At 44.3% G+C, this 18,403-nt stretch carries 15 protein-coding genes; 9 read left to right on the top strand and 6 right to left on the bottom strand.

Going from position 1 to position 18,403, the window contains the following annotated elements; translation table 11 throughout:
- Nucleotides 1-3: 3 nt before the first annotated feature.
- The 6 genes from NSQ39_RS20155 to NSQ39_RS20130 all read right to left on the bottom strand — a co-directional run bounded on the left by NSQ39_RS20155 (nucleotide 4) and on the right by NSQ39_RS20130 (nucleotide 6,355).
- Nucleotides 4-1,266, bottom strand: a complete 1,263-nt coding sequence (locus tag NSQ39_RS20155) for a glycosyltransferase family 2 protein (RefSeq protein ID WP_046130519.1) — start codon at nucleotides 1,264-1,266, stop codon at nucleotides 4-6.
- A complete protein-coding gene (locus NSQ39_RS20150; protein ID WP_175075948.1) occupies nucleotides 1,259-2,989 on the bottom strand; it encodes a DUF2334 domain-containing protein in 1,731 nt (576 codons plus the stop codon). The genes NSQ39_RS20155 and NSQ39_RS20150 overlap by 8 nt, the downstream gene beginning before the upstream one ends.
- A complete protein-coding gene (locus tag NSQ39_RS20145; RefSeq protein WP_048354205.1) occupies nucleotides 2,979-3,827 on the bottom strand; it encodes a diguanylate cyclase domain-containing protein in 849 nt (282 codons plus the stop codon). Before NSQ39_RS20145 ends, NSQ39_RS20150 begins: the two co-directional genes overlap by 11 nt.
- Complete coding sequence (locus NSQ39_RS20140) at nucleotides 3,808-4,902, bottom strand: hypothetical protein (protein WP_046130516.1); 1,095 nt, start codon at nucleotides 4,900-4,902, stop codon at nucleotides 3,808-3,810. The genes NSQ39_RS20145 and NSQ39_RS20140 overlap by 20 nt, the downstream gene beginning before the upstream one ends.
- Nucleotides 4,903-5,123: 221 nt before the next feature.
- The gene (locus NSQ39_RS20135) at nucleotides 5,124-5,255 is read right to left on the bottom strand and encodes a hypothetical protein (protein ID WP_269082038.1); all 132 of its coding nucleotides are present in this window, start codon (nucleotides 5,253-5,255) and stop codon (nucleotides 5,124-5,126) included.
- Entirely contained in the window at nucleotides 5,252-6,355 is a 1,104-nt protein-coding gene (locus NSQ39_RS20130; protein ID WP_048354207.1) for a response regulator aspartate phosphatase, read from the bottom strand. Before NSQ39_RS20130 ends, NSQ39_RS20135 begins: the two co-directional genes overlap by 4 nt.
- Nucleotides 6,356-6,592: 237 nt before the next feature.
- Between NSQ39_RS20130 and NSQ39_RS20125 the strand changes: the two genes are divergently transcribed.
- The 9 genes from NSQ39_RS20125 (at nucleotide 6,593) to NSQ39_RS20085 (ending at nucleotide 18,395) form a co-directional block, all read left to right on the top strand.
- Nucleotides 6,593-7,540: a sugar-binding transcriptional regulator gene (locus NSQ39_RS20125; RefSeq protein ID WP_046130514.1), complete on the top strand. Its 948-nt coding sequence runs from the start codon at nucleotides 6,593-6,595 to the stop codon at nucleotides 7,538-7,540.
- Between the two features lie 108 nt (nucleotides 7,541-7,648).
- Complete coding sequence (gene deoC / locus NSQ39_RS20120) at nucleotides 7,649-8,320, top strand: deoxyribose-phosphate aldolase (RefSeq protein WP_046130513.1); 672 nt, start codon at nucleotides 7,649-7,651, stop codon at nucleotides 8,318-8,320.
- Nucleotides 8,321-8,417: 97 nt separating this feature from the next.
- Nucleotides 8,418-9,599: a NupC/NupG family nucleoside CNT transporter gene (locus NSQ39_RS20115; RefSeq protein ID WP_046130512.1), complete on the top strand. Its 1,182-nt coding sequence runs from the start codon at nucleotides 8,418-8,420 to the stop codon at nucleotides 9,597-9,599.
- A 28-nt stretch (nucleotides 9,600-9,627) separates the two neighbouring features.
- Nucleotides 9,628-10,929 (top strand): pyrimidine-nucleoside phosphorylase, encoded by a 1,302-nt coding sequence (locus NSQ39_RS20110; RefSeq protein WP_175075984.1) that lies wholly within the window; start codon nucleotides 9,628-9,630, stop codon nucleotides 10,927-10,929.
- A 167-nt stretch (nucleotides 10,930-11,096) separates the two neighbouring features.
- Nucleotides 11,097-11,363, top strand: a complete 267-nt coding sequence (locus tag NSQ39_RS20105; RefSeq protein ID WP_175075949.1) for a hypothetical protein — start codon at nucleotides 11,097-11,099, stop codon at nucleotides 11,361-11,363.
- Between the two features lie 465 nt (nucleotides 11,364-11,828).
- On the top strand, nucleotides 11,829-13,271 hold the full coding sequence (locus NSQ39_RS20100; protein ID WP_175075950.1) for a DEAD/DEAH box helicase: 1,443 nt from the start codon (nucleotides 11,829-11,831) through the stop codon (nucleotides 13,269-13,271).
- Nucleotides 13,272-13,384: 113 nt separating this feature from the next.
- Nucleotides 13,385-14,809, top strand: a complete 1,425-nt coding sequence (locus NSQ39_RS20095) for a glycoside hydrolase family 43 protein (protein WP_175075951.1) — start codon at nucleotides 13,385-13,387, stop codon at nucleotides 14,807-14,809.
- A 434-nt stretch (nucleotides 14,810-15,243) separates the two neighbouring features.
- On the top strand, nucleotides 15,244-17,190 hold the full coding sequence (locus NSQ39_RS20090; protein ID WP_309245910.1) for an AAA family ATPase: 1,947 nt from the start codon (nucleotides 15,244-15,246) through the stop codon (nucleotides 17,188-17,190).
- A 215-nt stretch (nucleotides 17,191-17,405) separates the two neighbouring features.
- Nucleotides 17,406-18,395: a choloylglycine hydrolase family protein gene (locus NSQ39_RS20085; RefSeq protein ID WP_175075952.1), complete on the top strand. Its 990-nt coding sequence runs from the start codon at nucleotides 17,406-17,408 to the stop codon at nucleotides 18,393-18,395.
- Nucleotides 18,396-18,403: the final 8 nt, after the last annotated feature.

Genomic DNA, 18,403 nt, shown 5'->3' with positions numbered 1-18,403 from the left:
ACGTCACCCGCTTTTCTTTTGATTGTATCGTTCTGTCTTGTACCATTTAACCTCCTGCTTGAACAGACGGTGCTTGATTTCCACGAATAACGAATAAATGACAAGCACGATCCATGCCTGCGAGTATGTAAAGTACATCAGAAAAACGATAAAAAAGTTTTGCCTGTTCATTTCCGTTTTTTCGATGCTCAACGTTATCATGACCTCCGTCATAAAGAGAAAGAAAGCCAAAATCCACAGGATCATCGACAAAAAGCCGACAGACAAGTGCAAATCGTAAAATAAATTAATAACAAAAATCGCATTTGACATGATCACGCCGAAGAAAAACAAAAAATACGTAAAGAAGAAATAAAACAAATCAAAGATAATCCGTTTTCGTTTCAGCTTAAAAAACTGCGATAAAAATTTCAGGACGACGTATTGGTTGCCGCGCGCCCATCTTGTCCGCTGGCGCCACCAGACCTTCCACGTTTCCGGTTCCTGCTCCCATGTAACAGCCGCCGGAAAGAAACGGATATGGTAGCCGAGGTTGTACACCCGGATCGTCAGCTCGGTATCCTCAGCCAGCGCTTTATCATCCCAGCCGCCGAGCCGTTCGATAATGCTTCTGCGGATGGCAAAATTCGTGCCGGGGATCGTGGCAATTTTGAACCATTTCCAGCGCCCGCCCTGCGCCATCCACTGAAAGCAGATCGTTTCAATGTTGATGAATTTTGTCAGCAGCGTCTTCGCCGCATTGATGACGCGGAATTTTCCCACAACGGCGCCCGCCTTCGGATCGTTCATCAGGCCGAGAACGAGGTAATAGACAGCCATTTTCTCCGGTGTGTTGTCGGCGTCATAGACGCAAATGACATCACCGTTCGATTCGGCAAAACCGCAGTTGAGAGCCGAGGATTTTCCTTTTCCGGCATGCGGCGGTTTCGTTACGACCATTTTAATAAAGTCGTATTGTCTGGAAAATTCGGTCACGATCTCACCCGTTCGGTCGGACGAATTGTCGTTTACGACGATAATCTCCAGCCTGTCCTTCGGATAATAGAGGTTCACCATCGCCTTCAGTGTCTGCCGAATCACGACCTCTTCATTATGTGCCGGGATCAGAACGCTGACCTTCGGAAGGTTCTTCACATTTTCTTTCCACTTCGGAATGTTCAGTTCGTAGGTCATGTAATGGCGGAAGCCTCCCTGCATCAGAAACATGTGATACAGCAGCATGACCCATATTAAGCTTAGCGAGGCAAAGAACAGAACATTACCCACGGCTTTTTCTCTCCTTAAAGATTCGTTTTTTTAGTGTGGCTCTCAAATAAAGGGTGTAGATAACGAACATCACCACAAACAGGAGCACAATCGCTGAGAGAATCCACAGCGCCTTTTCCAGCGGACTTTGCTGATGATGGTCGAAAAACTCCTCAACGGCATTCACCTTATTGTTAACGTGAATCGTTCCGTCTCCGTTTGTATGGATTTCCACTTTGTCCGTTTTTACGGTTTGTTTTGTTTTCTTTATATCGAGCCATTCGCTGTTCGGAATGCGTTCCATTTGATCGACAAGCTCAGGCAAATATTTCATGCCGAGATAAGGGTGGTAAAATGCTCCGGCTACCCCGCCTTCGAAATCGATCATTTGAGAAATGCGCTCATCCACGCCACCGAGCGGATTCTCGGCTGATGCATCGACATAGCCCAGCGTTTCAGGGTACAGCGTCATCCCGTGCAGCATGGCCGGCTTTGTCACGAACGGTGCCGTACCCGACGTTTTCCACGTTGTATCGCTGAGCTGAACCTGGCCGAAAATGCTTGAGAAATACTCGGAGGTGATCTGATAGCCGTGCTCTGACATCGTATAGTGAGGCGCTTCAAATCCGAGCGGATAGAGTCCTTCCGCAGTTAAATCCTCAATGGCGTGCGTCAGCTTTTGCCGTGTGTACGTTTCTTCGTTTTTTCTAAACGGCTTCAAATAGCTGTTATAGGCTGCTTCATTCGGAAAGTCCTGTGCTTTTTTTAAAATCGACGGCGGATCATCTGCATTTTGCGATGTGATCGGCTGATCAGCCTTGGCATCCCAAAATTCGAATCCTTCTCCGGTTTCGCTGTAGCGGTAAGCATGGGTATATCCGTGGACGATCACGCTTCCGCCCATGTCTTGCAGTTTTCTCAACACTTTGACAAGCTTCGGCTTATCAGACATATAGACTTTTTCGCCTGTTTCAGGGTTCACGTATACCGGGATGACAGCCAGAATAAAAGGAATATTCCTTTTATGCAGATACGAACCCGCTTGAAGCAGCAATTTTTCGTCTGCCATCGGACTGATATCCTCAAGCCGCAAGTATAAAAGCGTGCTGTCCGCTTTCTCTCCGAACGCTTGTCTCAGCTCCTTCGCCGTGAGCTGGCTGTCGTTTAACAAATTCGTTAAGCCGATGTATACGTTTGACTTGTCCGTTTTCCACATAAAAGGGTGCGTTTTCCCATCGTCGGATTGATGGGTGTACAATGCCTTCCCCTTCAGTCCCGAGACTTCGAGCACATGAAGCGCGCTTTCCAATGAAACCTCGCTTTTCTCACTGCTGCTTTTGATCTCGTACACGTTTTCTTTGCTTTTTAAGGAAAGGCCGGAAAACTGGCTGAATTGCCCGGCATTAAAGCCGATCGCAATCACGGGTTTTTTGTATGAGCCGATCAGGGATACGAGCTTCCTGCCGAGCTTTCGTTTCGTTTGGCCGTAATAGATGACGCGCATTTTGCCCGACAGGTCCGCTGCTTTGACATCCTCGTCTTTTTTGACGGTTACGCTGGATGAGAAATGGCCTGAGATCAAATCGAGCATTTTTACATGAGCCGATTCTGTTCCGTCCAACGTTGAATAGATGATAAGAATTCCGTTCTCCTTCTCTTTCGCTGCGGCGGAGTCCGGCTGATATAAAGCCGCTGCGATTATGAGCAAGGCCGCCCATAAAAGGCATATTCTTTTACAATTCATTCATCATCATCTCGTTTTCCAGTTCTTCTAAAAATTGCTCAGCCGTCTTGATATCGTTGCGATACGGCAGGTAACACACATGGAAGGTTAAGGTTACATATTTGCCGTTCTGAAGCTGATACGTTTCAAGCTGTGTTTTCAGCTTGGACAGGACGGCGGGCATATGCTCAACCGGCGTATGGGTCAGCACAATGCCGAACCGTTCTTCAGAGGGACGGAATTTCTTGTCCGTCTCCCGTACGCTTGACCTGATTTGACTGCCGACAAATTGGAAGAGCCTGTCGGTTTCTTTTTCTCCGTACAACGATTTAAACTCTTTGAAATAATGCATTTGAAGCAGCAGAAAAACAAACGAATTGCCGTACCGTTCTGCCCGTTTGATCTCTTCTGAAAGCTCAAGCTGCATTCGCTGTTTATTATCAAAACCCGTCACTCTGTCAATCGCGACAAAGCTGTTGATTTCAGACTGGAGCCGTTTGACAGAACGGTGAAGCTCTGCCGCGATATCGTGGATTCTTCCGGACATAAAGGAAAACACGATAAGCGCAATTCCCCAGATGACGAGCGTCCACAGCCCTTCTTCAGACGGAAACACGACTTGCCCCGCTTGAAAAAACATCATTAAAGTCCCGAGAACAAACAGGACGACGATGGTGCCGGACAGTGCATAGATCGGTCCGAGCCATATACCCGCTCCGATCACGGCAAAGGTGATGCAGGTGATTAAAGTCCCTTCCGATTGCTGGGTGGAGACATAAAAGATAAACAGAGAAAGGGCTGCTGCGAGCCCTATCGTATAAGCAAACAGTTGTTGTTTGTCATTGAATGATATTTTCATCGAAAAGCTTCCTTTCAGCCAGCAGCGGCAGCAGGTTGTCAAATGAGTGCGTCTCATTGCCGCTCATATATCCCCCGTAATACGTCTTGGTCGGGTCAAGAATTTCAAAATCATTCATTCTTTCATATATCGCCTTGATCACGGTGCTGTCTGCATTTTGCTTTGTTAAAAACATAATGGCTAAAGCGTAAACGGATGGGGACTCATATTGGACTGCCGGTTTTTTTGTATCCGCCAAATATCGTCCATAAAGCTTTCCGTTCGTCTGAAATTCGTGAATGATCCAATCAGCCAAAACAGCGGCATTTTCATCTCCCGGCCGCAAATGCCAAGCCGCATACAGCTGATCGATGATATTGACTTCGCTGTCATAGCTGTATTCCTTTGTTTCCGTATTGTATGTTTTCGGCAGAAAACCGTTTTTCAAAGGAGCCGAGAAAAGGATATTTTTGTTCCGCTGCAGGGTTTCTTTATCTATGATTCCGTTCTTTTTTAAGACTGATAGTGCATCAGGCATGATATACGAAAGCGTAATATCCTTAGATGCTGCCTGTGAGGCGGAATCGTAAAAATCAGTGAATACCCCGTTGTTCATGTTGTACGTTTTTAATGCGTCTCCGATTTTCTGAGCGGTTTGCTCATACTGGCTGTTTCCCCAAAGAGCGGCAGCTTGATCAAGGCTCCGCATGATTCTGAGATCATCGATCAGGGCGTTCACCCCGCTTGCTTCTCCGTTTTGAATTTCCCAAGAAACCAGGCCGTTCTTCATGAGAAAGGATTCGGTCAGACGCTGGTATTGCTCCTGAAAATGCGGGGCGTCTTTTCTGTTGACCAAAAATTCCATCCATAAGCCGAGAGATTCCGATAAGTAAACCGGCTGATCAGAGAGATCGGTTTTGATGAGCCCTTGATCATTCATTAAATGATGATAGACAAAGTACTCGGCAGGCTGTAGCGGCTCATTGGCTGCATCAGCGGCCGACCGTTTTTGGAGATTGCTTTCGGCTGTGAAGCCGCCGGCGGAAAGACCGATGAATAAACAGCATAAAATCAGACCCATCAATACATGCCTCACGGGCACATCCCCCCTGTGTCAGATCTGTGACTAATGAAATATATTATAAATGAAAAAACGAAGATTGCCAGCTTTTTTGCGCCTTTTTGATTATTAAACAACGGGACTATAAGACTGATAAAAGTGGGGGATATTTGTGGAATGTCAGCATAACTAATGAGAACAAGAAAAAAAGGCGTTGTGATAACACAACACCTTTTTCCTGAATATTACTGCCCGAATCAACCAAAACCGGCGTTTTCCGTGACTTTGACCGGAATTTGGCTTACCGCCTTATGATCCGATACCTCATGGGTAGTGAGCCCCGCTGCCAGTATACCCAATAGCAAAGTGACGCCTGTCAGCTTTTTCATGAAATCGCCTCCGTTAATTTGAATATTTGATCTTTCGCATAGCACGCTTTCTCAAAGTATTTTGCTGAATGCTCATAGTTGTTTTGGTTTTTGAAGTATTTTGCACAGTTGATGGCGAGGTCGGCTACGTCTGACCAATGCTGTTTCATTTCCAGATACTTGAGGCCTTGATCGATTCTGTCTGGATCGTTTTTCTCATAAAGGGAATGTATGATGAAGAGTTTTGACTGACATTCAGTCTGCTGTTTTTTCGCAGCTCGGGCTGCAGCTTGTTGATACCACTCGCGCGCCTCGGCATACAACTCCATCTTGTACAGAACGCGGCTCAGCATATACTTCGTCCGCAAAGAAAAGACGGATTGCCTGTGTTCGGGGATGCTCAATGCTTTTTCCAGGCACCGCCTCGCTTCTTGCAGCTGATCATGGCGCTCATAGCAAATCCCCAGGTTCATGCAGGCAAGTCCGGCCGAACGGAAATCGCCGTCTGCGGACGCGCCCTCATACACCCTCTGATAAAGCGCCTCTGCTTCTTGAAACCGCTGAAGATCTACATAGTTGGCCGCGATCACCATTTTGCTTTTGAGCGTTTTGCTCGTATATTCGTCGTGTGCCTTAAACGATTCCAGCGCTTTTTCAGCATGGTTTAATGAAAAGATATTTTGTCTGATTTCATAATAGGCAATGGCCAGATGATAATGGAACTCGGCTAATTCGATTTCATCAGGGATTTTGTGGAGTGAAAGTTCAGCGATTTTATAGAAATTAATAGCGGTGATGAAGTTCTTTTTGTAAAATTCATACATTCCGCTGAAGAAATAAAAATAGTATTGAATCATGTTGTCCGTGCCGATTTCTTCCGGTGTTTTATTGATGTTTTGTAAGAGTGTCCCGGATTCCTCATACCGTTCTGTCAACAGTTTGAATCGTGAATCGATGAGGTTGAAATACAAAAGCACATCCTGATTTTCTTCCATTGCATCAAGCGTCCTTTTAATTTCTTCCCTCATGGCGGCTGCCTCGGTAATGTTGTTCTGTCTGATCAGCCCGTACCATTGATTCAAGCTGTTTCCCACTGCCTCGAACGCGATTTTTGCTGCCACTCTTCACCCTCCGTTCACCGATATGGTAACCTGCCCTACATTACCCATTTTATCATAATAATGGTATGTGAATAGTTATAAACAGTACAAGTTTACTATAGTCAACATGGCATACAACTTGATTTCCTGCCGGAGCATATCTGCGCCTTCCAGCCCCCCAAAGGGCTAAAGCAGGTTGAAAAAGTCCGCCGGTCTATATATGATTGTATGAAGCGATAACGATAGGGGAGGCTTGTGATGGACAGGGAAAAACAGCAATTGAGCATTGAAGCTGCCAGGCTTTACTATCAGTCCGATTACAGCCAGCGGCAGATCGCCGAACAGCTTCAAATTTCAAGGCCGACGGTATCCAGGCTGCTCCAATTTGCAAAAGAAAAGGGGTATGTCCAGATCCGCATCGTCGATCCGTTTGAGGACATGGGCGCACTCGGGGCGATGCTGGAGGAGAAATACGGGCTCCTTGAGGCGCATGTCGTCTTTTCTCCGACTGAGGATGATTCGACCATCACGCACTACCTCAGCCGCTATGGTGCGGAATATATGCACGATACCGTTAATGACGGCGACATCGTCGGGGTCAGCTGGGGAATGACGATGTACCAAATTGCGCAGCACCTTGAAGCCAAACAAGTGAAAGGCGTAGAGGTCGTCCAGCTGAAAGGCGGTATCAGCCACTCACAAGTCAATACATATTCGGCAGAAACGATTCAGCTGTTTGCCGAGGCCTTTCAAACCATGCCGAGGTATCTCCCGCTCCCGGTAGTGTTTGATAACGCAGAGGTCAAACAGATGGTGGAGCAGGACCGCCATATCAAACGCATTATTGAGATGGGCAAACAGGCAAACATCGCGCTCTTTACGGTTGGAACGGTTCGCGACGAAGCGCTGCTGTTCAGGCTGGGCTATTTCAGCGAGAAGGAAATAAAGCTGCTCCAAACGCAGGGGGTCGGCGATATTTGCTCCCGCTTTTTTGACGCCGACGGGAACATTTGCAGCGAAGCCATCGACTCCCGGACGATCGGCGTGGAACTGGCTGATCTAAGGCAAAAAGAAAAATCAATCCTCGTCGCCGGCGGCATTAGAAAAACGGCTGCCATTCACGGAGCGCTCAAAGGAAAGTATGCCAATGTGCTGATTATCGATCAGCATACGGCAAAGGAACTGCTAAAAGAGGAGGAAGATTAAACCTTTTTCTGGGCTATTTCCCATTGAACAAAATTTCATATCGTAATTTACATTTGTTCAAAAATCAGTTATGCTGAAACTATCATAGAACAAAGGAAGTGCTCGTATATGACGATTGCAAAACAAATTGATCATACAGCATTGAAACCGCATACAACAAAATCAGACATCAAAAAATTAATAGAGGAAGCAAAAACATACCAATTCGCTTCAGTCTGCGTCAATCCGACATGGGTCGAATTTGCCGCTAAAGAATTGGCCGGTACCGGCATTGACGTTTGTACCGTCATCGGCTTTCCGCTCGGAGCGAATACAACTGAAACGAAGGCGTTTGAGACGAAAGACGCCATCGCAAAAGGCGCGACAGAGGTTGACATGGTCATCAACATCGCCGCTCTAAAAGACGGCGACGACGAATTGGTCGAAGCCGATATCCGCGGTGTCGTAGAAGCGGCAGCCGGAAAAGCTCTCGTCAAAGTCATCATTGAAACATGCCTTTTGACAGATGAAGAAAAAGAGCGTGCATGCCGTTTGGCAGTTGCGGCGGGAGCAGATTTCGTAAAAACGTCAACAGGATTTTCAACAGGCGGCGCAACGGCGGAAGACATCGCTTTAATGCGTAAAACCGTCGGACCTGACATCGGTGTAAAAGCATCCGGGGGCATCAGAACGAAAGAGGATGTTGAAAAAATGATCGAAGCGGGAGCAAGCCGCATCGGCGCAAGCGCAGGGGTTTCAATTGTCGGCGGTGAAGCCGGGAAAAATGAAGATAATTATTGATATGATATGAGAGCGGGAAGCTTTTAAGCTTCCCGCAGAATATTGAAGATATATTTGTACAAAATTGTAAGCGAATACAATTTCAGGAGGACGCAACATGAAGTTTTTAATTGGGATCGCAGGATTAATCGTATTCTTGGCCCTTGCATGGGTGGTATCTAGCGCGAAAAACCGGGTGAAGTACCGCCCTGTCATCGTCATGATTGTTCTGCAGTTTGTTTTAGGGTATGTTTTGCTGAATACGGGTGTCGGTAATTATCTTGTCGGCGGCTTTGCTCAAGGCTTTGGCTATCTCCTTCAATATGCCGGAGAAGGGGTAAACTTTGTTTTCGGCGGGCTGGTGAATGTGAATGAATCTACATTCTTCATGAATGTTCTCCTCCCTATCGTGTTTATTTCGGCTTTAATCGGAATTCTTCAATATTGGAAAATACTACCGTTTATTATTAAATATCTTGGGCTTGCGCTCAGCAAAGTAAACGGAATGGGAAAACTGGAATCATTCAATGCCGTTGCGTCAGCGATTTTGGGCCAATCTGAAGTGTTTATTTCTTTGAAAAAGCAATTAGGTGGGCTTTCTAAACAGCGCCTCTACACATTGTGCGCTTCAGCAATGTCTACGGTGTCCATGTCAATCGTCGGTTCCTATATGACGATGCTGAAGCCTGAATACGTTGTAACCGCCCTTGTCTTGAACTTATTCGGCGGATTTATCATTGCTTCCATTATTAACCCTTATGAGGTGACAGAGGAAGATGATGTCGCAGAGACGGTAGAAGGAGAAAAACAGTCCTTCTTCGAAATGCTCGGCGAATACATCATGGACGGCTTTAAAGTTGCGGTCGTCGTGGCAGCTATGCTGATCGGATTCGTTGCCATTATCGCTATGATTAACGGTATTTTCAATGCGGTTTTAGGAATATCCTTCCAGCAACTGCTCGGGTACGTATTTGCTCCATTTGCTTTCTTAATGGGCATTCCATGGAACGAAGCAGTTAATGCAGGAAGCATCATGGCAACGAAAATGGTGTCGAACGAATTTGTCGCTATGCAGTCGCTTGCACAAGGCCATTTCGGTTTCAGCGGCCGCACGGAAGCAATTGTCTCCGTCTTCCTTGTCTCTTTCGCCAACTTCTCATCAATCGGCATCATTGCCGGCGCGGTGAAAGGCTTGAATGAAAAACAGGGGAATGTCGTCGCACGTTTCGGATTAAAATTATTGTACGGTGCAACACTCGTTAGTTTCTTGTCAGCGACAGTCGTCGGTTTGATTTACTGAACATTATAGAAAAGGATCGGTGATGATCATGAGAATGGTCGATATCATTACGAAAAAGCAGAGCGGTCAAGAGCTGTCTACGGAAGAAATCAACTTCTTCGTCGACGGCTATACGGACGGCAGCATTCCCGACTACCAAGCCAGCGCACTGGCTATGGCGATCTATTTTCAAGATATGACAGACAGAGAGCGGGCTGATTTAACGATGGCGATGGTCAACTCGGGGGAGACGATTGACCTCTCCGCCATCAAAGGCATCAAAGTCGACAAACACTCGACCGGAGGCGTCGGCGACACGACGACGCTCGTCCTCGCGCCGCTAGTCGCCGCTCTTGATGTGCCGGTTGCCAAAATGTCAGGCCGCGGGCTCGGACATACGGGAGGAACGATTGACAAGCTGGAAGCGATTGAAGGGTTCCACGTGGAACTTTCGAAAGACGAATTCATAGAGCTTGTGAACCGCGACAAGGTCGCCGTCATCGGGCAAAGCGGTAACTTGACTCCTGCCGATAAAAAGCTGTACGCCCTTCGCGATGTCACGGGAACGGTTAATTCTATCCCGCTGATCGCGAGCTCGATCATGAGCAAAAAAATCGCCGCCGGGGCGGACGCCATCGTCCTTGACGTAAAAACGGGTGCAGGCGCCTTCATGAAAACGGAAGAAGACGCCGTCAACCTTGCAAAAGCGATGGTTCGCATCGGCAACAATGTCGGCCGCCAAACGATGGCTGTCATCTCCGACATGTCCCAGCCGCTTGGGTTTGCAATCGGAAATGCCCTTGAGGTGAAAGAAGCGATCGATACATTAAAAGGCGAAGGTCCTGAAGACCTGCATGAGCTCGTCTTAACGCTTGGCAGTCAAATGGTCGTCCTCGCCAAAAAAGCGGACACACTCGATGAAGCCAGAGAAAAATTAATCGAGGTCATGAAAAACGGCAAAGCGCTGCAAAAATTCAAAGACTTCCTGCAAAACCAAGGCGGCGACAGCTCTGTCGCAGATGACCCGTCAAAACTGCCGCAGGCCGCTTACAAAATCGACGTCCCTGCAAAAGAAGCAGGCGTCGTCTCAGAGATTGTCGCCGATCAAATCGGAGTCGCAGCCATGCTGTTAGGCGCCGGACGCGCAACAAAAGAAGACACAATTGATCTTGCTGTCGGCATTATGCTCCGCAAAAAAGTCGGCGACCGTGTTGAAAAAGGCGAACCGCTTGTCACGCTTCACGCCAACCGCGAGAATGTCGATGATGTCATTGCCAAAGTGTATGAAAATATCCGGATCGCAGAAAAGGCGGAAGCGCCGAAGCTGGTGCATACGGTGATTACGGAATAGAGAAATGGGAAACAGCACATACCCTGTGGGTGTGTGCTGTTTTTATATCAAGTGGGCCTTTTTTTTTATTTACCTATTTTAATCTTTCTTGTAGCATGAAACAGGTCTTAGGTGTCATCTTTTTACATGGACGGAAAGGTATAGATAAATAGGAGGTTTTTTAAAACGTGGCCAAACGTATTCTGGTATCTTCTGGAATTAATGTTTTAATCTTTATCATTGTTGGTATATTCTCGCTTATTCTATATGCTGTACTGTCGTTTTTTTTCATGCAATCTTTTGCGACGGGAGAACCATCCCAGGATGAAGCGCTGGGATGGGGGTATTTGGGTTTCTTGTTTATTTCAATTATATTGGCAATTTTGACAGGTATAATTGGCGGAGTCATTTCCTTTTGTATATGCTTCAAAAAATTTAGGAAATGGAGCAGTTAAAGAGGAACTGCCGGAAAATCCGGCGGTTTTTTTAAACGAATATTTTGAGAAAATCGTGGATGAATTTTTTGATTTATAGAAGAAAGGGTTCCTGTCTATGTGCTCTTTCAGAAAAAGCTTCTTTTTTTGGCTTAGAAGCAACACAGTTCTTTTGTTGATTGTATTGCTTCTGCTGACGTTTTCCATGCTGGAAACCGGCATTAAAACAAGGAGGCACGACTGTCAACAGGGCCAAATGAATGGATGAACGATTTTCAAGGTAAAATCATTTATCCCGCCTTCTTTTGGTGCTGCAGGGTCTCTTGGACGTTATGTTCATGTACGTGCTTACGACAGTACAGTTTTAAGGGCTGTGTTTATACAGCCTCTTTTTCATGTCTTTTTGAAATCAAGGATCATTAGCGTATAATCACATTCATAACACCATCATTCACTGGAAATCATATGACCAAAAGGAGTCCGTTCATGAGCAAAGCCAGTTTTAGAGACTATGCATTAAGCGGTGATATTACGAAAGCGCTCGATCATTTAGGGTATAAGCAGCCGACTGTTGTGCAGAGCAAAGTGATTCCCGAGGCGCTTAAGAAGCGGGATGTTGTGGTGAAATCGCGGACGGGGAGCGGGAAGACGGCCGCGTTCGGAATTCCGCTTTGCGAACTGGCCGAATGGGAAGAGAACAAACCGCAAGCCTTGATTTTGACACCGACGCGCGAGCTTGCCGCTCAGGTTAAAGAGGATTTGACCAATATCGGCCGATATAAAAGAATAAAAGCGGCGGCTGTTTACGGGAGGTCGTCCTTTGAACGGCAAAAAACGGAGCTCAAGCAAAAATGCCATATCGTTGTCGGGACGCCGGGACGCGTATTGGATCACATTGAAAAAGGAACCCTTCCATTAGAAAAACTGAAATGCCTTGTCATCGATGAGGCCGATGAAATGCTGAACATGGGATTTATCGATCAAGTGGGGGAGATCATCCGCCATTTGCCAGGAGAAAGGATGACGATGCTGTTTTCAGCGACCTTTCCTGAGGATGTGGAGCATCTTTCCCTTCAATATATGAAAACCCCTTTGAAAATCGAGATCAAAGCAAGCGGTATGACAACCGCAGACATCGAGCATCAACTGATCATTGTAAATGAAAATGATCCATTTTCGCTTTTAGTGGATCTGTTAATTGTTGAAAACCCGGACAGCTGCATCGTTTTTTGCCATACACAGGAGCGTGTGAATGAGCTGCATCGGCGCTTAGCCGGTTTGGGTTATCCGTGCGCGAAAATTCACGGCGGCATGCCTCAGGAGGACCGTTTTGCCGTGATGAACCGCTTCAGACGGGGAGCGTTTCGCTATTTAATCGCGACAGATGTGGCGGCAAGAGGCATCGACATTGAGAACATCACACATGTGATCAACTATGAACTGCCATTAGATAAAGAAAGCTATGTGCATCGTACCGGAAGAACAGGCCGGGCCGGCAGGCGGGGGAAAGCGATTACCTTTGCCAGTCCGCGTGAAAAAAGGATGGTCGCTGACATTGAAGAATATATCGGTTTTTCCATTCCTGTCATTCAGGCGCCGTCAAAAGAAGAAATTGCGCGGGCAAAAGCGGCCTTTCTTAAGAAAATCAATAGGAAGCCGGAGCCCAAAAAGGATAGGAGTGAACCGTTAAATAAGGAAATCATGAGGCTCTATTTCAACGGGGGAAAAAAGAAGAAGCTGAGAGCCGTTGATTTCGTTGGAACGATTGTGAATATTGACGGCGTCTCTGCTGAGGATATCGGGATTATCACGATACAAGAGCAAGGTTCATTCGTTGAAATTTTAAACGGCAAAGGTCAGTTAGTCTTAGACGCGATGAAAAAGACGACTGTGAAAGGGAAATTGCTGAAAGTGCATAAAGCAAGGTAATAAACTTAGGCTGCCGACTTTGTCGGGAGCTTTTTTGCTCGTAATAAACCTTGGATAAGCAGCATATGATGGATTGTCAAAAAATGAAAGCGCTTCAAAAGAGAGGAGAACAAATGAAGATGAGAAAGTGGTTCATCCAAGTCCTTGCATTGCTTTTCATCATTGCTGCATGTTTTGCGCCAAGCCAAGCCTCTGCACAAACTCAAAAACCTGGTTTTTCAGAAGTGACGGTTCATGATCCATCTATTATTAAAGCGAATGGGACATACTATGTCTTCGGCTCCCATTTAGCTTCGGCCAAATCGACGGACCTTATGAATTGGACGCAAATTTCCTCGAGTGTCCACGACGGCAATCCCCTGATTCCGAATGTATATGAAGAATTAAAAGAAACCTTTGAATGGGCTGAATCTGATACGTTGTGGGCGCCTGATGTCACCCAGCTTGAGGACGGCAAATTTTATATGTATTACAACGCCTGCCGCGGGGATTCTCCGAGATCTGCCCTCGGGCTTGCTGTCGCAGACGACATTGAAGGTCCATACAAAAATAAAGGCATTTTTCTGAAGTCGGGAATGGACGGGATCAGCAATGACGGCACCCCGTATGACGCGACAAAGCATCCGAATGTCGTCGACCCGCATACATTCTTCGATAAAGACGGCAAGCTGTGGATGGTCTACGGCTCCTATTCGGGCGGTATTTTTATTTTGGAAATGGATCGGAAAACCGGGTTCCCTCTTCCGAATCAGAGGTACGGAAAAAAGCTGATCGGCGGCAACCACAGCCGGATTGAAGGCGCATACATTCTCTACTATCCTGAAACACAGTATTACTACCTGTATATGTCCTTCGGCGGACTCGCCGCTGACGGCGGGTACAACATCCGCGTCGCACGCTCCAAAAACCCTGACGGCCCATACTATGACGCTGAAGGCCATCCGATGATCAACGTGCGCGGCAAAGAAGGAACTCTTTTCGATGACCGCTCAATCGAACCGTACGGCGTCAAGCTCATGGGGAATTTTCTGTTTAAAAATAAAGGCGGATCAGACGCCGGCTACGTCTCACCGGGCCATAACTCAGCCTATTACGATGAAAAAAGCGGCAAATCGTATTTAATCTTTCACACCCGCTTCCCGGGAAGGGGCGAGGAGCACGAAGTCCGCGTCCATCAGATGTTCATGAACAAAAACGGCTGGCCCGTTGTCGCGCCTCATCGCTATGCTGGAGAGAAGCTCATGAAGGTAAAAAAATCGAAGGTGATCGGGAACTACAAATTGGTGCGGCACGGAAAAGACATCTCTGCGGAGATCAAAGAGTCAGAAGAGATCCGATTAAATCGCAATGGCAAAGTATCCGGCGCAGTGTCCGGCACCTGGAAGAAGACCGGGCATAACAGGATTGAGCTGACGCTGGATGGAAAGCGGTATGACGGTATGTTTTTAAAGCAGTGGGATACAAGGACCGGGAGGAAAGTGATGACGTTTAGCGCGTTGTCTCGTGAAGGTGATGCGGTTTGGGGGAGTACGTGGTAAAAATAGTCTAAGTAATTTGCTCAAGTGTACTTCATTGCAAAGGATAAACAAATAAGATTGGTCCATAGGAATATACTTAGTGTACAGTGAGATGGATAAAAAAGGGTGGTTTCATATCCACTCTTTTTTATTGAACAAAGCTATGAACTTTAAAACTGTATGCGGCTTTTAAACAAACTTATATTGAAATATAAAGATGAACAACCGATAATATAGATATACTTGTCTTTAATGGAATAAGAAAGATTTTTTGATGGGTTTCTGTAAATCGGTTTTAATGTCTAACATATGTTTTTTGAATATTATAAGCGCTGTTAAGTAGACCTAATTTATAAATATTTATTTAAGATAAAGGGGATTGATTACATTATGTTAATATCATCTTTTATAAATGGTTATAAATCATATAATAAGGCTTATTTTGTTCCAATACAATTGGATTAGAGGATAAATATTCAGTCTACATTGGCAATAATGGGGTTGGAAAAAGCGGAATTTTAGAAGCGATAGATGTTTTCTTTAATAATAGAGATTGGAATATTTATAAAGGTTCAAAAAAAGATGAGGTCTATATATCACCGGTTTTCTTAATTAATAAAAAAGAATTTAATTCAAGATTTGAGAATGATTCTAGATTTAGTAGATCAGAAATTAATGAATTTAAAAGTACTATTGCTGATTTAACTAAAATAAGTGATTACATATGGAATAATTTAGACAGCCTTGTGCAGGGGAGTTCTAGAAGAGAGCATATTGATAAATTCTTTGAAATTAAAAGGAAATTAGAAAGTAAATATAAAGAAGATTATTATCTCTTAGTTATTGGTGTTAAGAGTAATGGTAAGGCTACCTTAAGTCCTTTTCATGGATACCTATCAAAGTTACTTGAAGGAAAAGAACCAGAAAGAAAACTTGAAAAAATAAAGAAATTAATTTTATTACATTACTCTTATGTATATATTTCAGTAGAACAAAGGGCGAATGATATTCTTAAAATTGAAGCAGAACAGATGCAAAAATTAATGAGTAGAGATGTACTAGAGTTAGTAGATAAAATTATTGAAAGGCCTTTAAATATTGACGGTAGAAATATTAGTTTTTTAAGCTTTATTAACCAAAATCTTGATGAGTTCATGAATGAAATAAATGAAAAAATAAAAAGTATAGATAAAAGATATGATTATGGGGTTAGTGCAAATTTTAAAAAAAGACTAACAAGAACTGATTTAAGAGATAAAATATTAGAAGCTTATTTTTTAAAAAAATCCTTAAGACATAATCAACGTGAAATTTCCAAATTAAGTTCAGGAGAGCAGAGAAAAGCACTAGTAGATATAGCATATGCATTTCTTTCTAATTTTAATCAAAAGGAAAAAGAGATTGTACTAGCTATCGATGAACCAGAGGTTTCTTTAAATGTAGCAAACTGTTTTGCTCAGTTTACGAGGATTGAGGACTTAGCTAATAAATTCAATAGTCAGATAATAATAACAACACATTGGTATGGATTTTTACCTATTACCACTAAGGGACAGTTAATACATTTAGAAAAAAATCTCGACAATTTAAGAATAAGCCAATATAGTTTTTTTAATTACTTAGATAATCAAAGAAGCTTTCCTGAAGATGTAGAGTTGAAAAGCATGTTTGATTTAGCTACTAGTATTTTGAGTTATATAAAAACCAATGAAGAAAATAGTAATTGGATAATATGTGAAGGAGGGGATGATAAAATTTATCTGGATACCATATTGCCAGATAGTAAAGAGTACAGAATATTACCAGTGGGCGGATGTGGAAATGTAGTAAAATTATTCAATCTGTTACTTAATCCGCTTCTGATAGATAAAAAAGAAAGAAAGGATTTTAAAGGAAAGATTCTTTGCATAATCGATACAGATGAGACAAAAATGAATTATAAATTTGAAAATTTAAAAGATATGCCTATATCTTTAAGACGTTTACAAGTTTTTAGATCTAACAACGAAGAAGTTATAAAATTGTTAGACGTTGCAAAACAAGGAACAATTTATGAAAAAACAGAGATAGAAGACTGTCTTGATCCTGAAATTTATTATAACTCAATCAAAAAGGTAATTTTAGCAAATCAAGACAGCACTATCATAGACTTATTTAACAATTATGAACTTAATAGGGAAAAGAAATTTTCAAAAATAAGCGGAGACGATTCATTGCTATTACCTAATGGAAATGAAGCATATAGAAGAAAGAATGAGCTAGTTTCCTTTCTAGAAAAGCCTGAAGTTAAGATGTTAGTAGCAAAGGAATATAGTCAGGAGGCTCAAGATAAAAAAATAACACATTCATTAGCTATCGAAATTATAGAGTATTTTGAAGAATCGATGATAACAGTCTGTTAGCATAATATTTATAAACTTAAATTTCTTTAATATGAACGGTTTTTAAAATAATTATTAAGTACATTTAACACCTTGAATGCAAGAACAATGGCAATCAAGGTGTTTATTGGATATTACACCTTTTTAGGGCCGGGATTTTGACTAATCCTTTCCAATTCGTTAAGATGAACATAAATTGTTCACTAAGTGTAATAACCAAAAAGGACTGAGGCACAATGTGTACGAGTGTGACGTTGACGACTGCAGATCAGGTGCATCTATTGGCAAGAACGATGGATTTTACTTTTCAGCTTGACGGAGAGGTGCTGTTGCATCCGCGCATGTATCAATGGATGAGTGAAGCTGACGGCAGGGAACATAGGGGGCCATACGCGTTTATCGGAATGGGCAGGCGGTTTGAAAACGCTTTGTTTGCCGATGGTGTGAACGAAAAAGGCCTGTCGTGCGCTGCGCTTTATTTCCCGGGTTATGCCGTGTATGAAAAAGAACCAAAGGATAACCATGATAACATCGCGCCGCATGAATTTGTGACATGGGTGTTGTCGAACTGCGTCAGCCTGGAGGATGTGAAGGCTGCGTTGTCTTCTCTTGCGATTGTGGAGAGAGAGGTAAAGCTGCTCGGTACGGTTACGCCGCTGCACTGGATATTGTCGGACCGTTCCGGACGGAGCATCGTTGTCGAACCGACGGCAGACGGCATTCAGGTTCATGATAATCCTGTCGGCGTAATGACGAACAGCCCTGAATTTTCGTGGCATTTGACCAATTTGAGAAATTACATCGGGCTGCGGCCCGGGCAGTGTAAGGCTAAAAAATTAGGTGAACTGACGTTGTCGGCTTTTGGCGAAGGATCGGGTTTAGCTGGACTGCCGGGAGATTTCACCCCGCCTTCCCGCTTTGTGAGGACGGCCTATTTGAAAGAACATATGAAACCCGTCACAGGCGAAACAGAGGGAGTGTCTGCAGCTTTTCATATTCTTTCAAATATGAATATACCGAAAGGCATCGTCATTACTGAGCAGGGGGAAGATGACTATACGCAATACACGGCGGCCATGTGCAGCCATTCGGGGAGCTATTATTACCATCATTATCAAAACCGACAGATTCAGAAGGTTTGCCTGTTTCAAGAAGACCTTGACCAGAAGGAACTCAAATCGTTTCCGGCAAATGCTGAAGAGGCGATTCACTCACTTCAATCATAATTCGAAAA

It is taken from the genome of Bacillus sp. FSL W8-0848 (assembly GCF_038007805.1).
GTDB classification, from domain to species: Bacteria; Bacillota; Bacilli; order Bacillales; family Bacillaceae; genus Bacillus; species Bacillus glycinifermentans.
Note: the sequence above shows the minus strand (reverse complement) of the source record. Positions and strands in the feature narration are given on the sequence as shown.

What these genes read in the sequence shown, in the direction of transcription:
- NSQ39_RS20150 (WP_175075948.1), bottom strand. Translation starts at nt 2,989, where the DNA reads ATGAATTGTAAAAGAATATGCCTTTTATGGGCGGCCTTGCTCATAATC.
- NSQ39_RS20145 (WP_048354205.1), bottom strand. Translation starts at nt 3,827, where the DNA reads ATGAAAATATCATTCAATGACAAACAACAACTGTTTGCTTATACGATA.
- NSQ39_RS20135 (WP_269082038.1), bottom strand. Translation starts at nt 5,255, where the DNA reads ATGAAAAAGCTGACAGGCGTCACTTTGCTATTGGGTATACTGGCAGCG.
- NSQ39_RS20125 (WP_046130514.1), top strand. Translation starts at nt 6,593, where the DNA reads ATGGACAGGGAAAAACAGCAATTGAGCATTGAAGCTGCCAGGCTTTAC.
- deoC (WP_046130513.1), top strand. Translation starts at nt 7,649, where the DNA reads ATGACGATTGCAAAACAAATTGATCATACAGCATTGAAACCGCATACA.
- NSQ39_RS20115 (WP_046130512.1), top strand. Translation starts at nt 8,418, where the DNA reads ATGAAGTTTTTAATTGGGATCGCAGGATTAATCGTATTCTTGGCCCTT.
- NSQ39_RS20110 (WP_175075984.1), top strand. Translation starts at nt 9,628, where the DNA reads ATGAGAATGGTCGATATCATTACGAAAAAGCAGAGCGGTCAAGAGCTG.
- NSQ39_RS20100 (WP_175075950.1), top strand. Translation starts at nt 11,829, where the DNA reads ATGAGCAAAGCCAGTTTTAGAGACTATGCATTAAGCGGTGATATTACG.
- NSQ39_RS20095 (WP_175075951.1), top strand. Translation starts at nt 13,385, where the DNA reads ATGAAGATGAGAAAGTGGTTCATCCAAGTCCTTGCATTGCTTTTCATC.
- NSQ39_RS20085 (WP_175075952.1), top strand. Translation starts at nt 17,406, where the DNA reads ATGTGTACGAGTGTGACGTTGACGACTGCAGATCAGGTGCATCTATTG.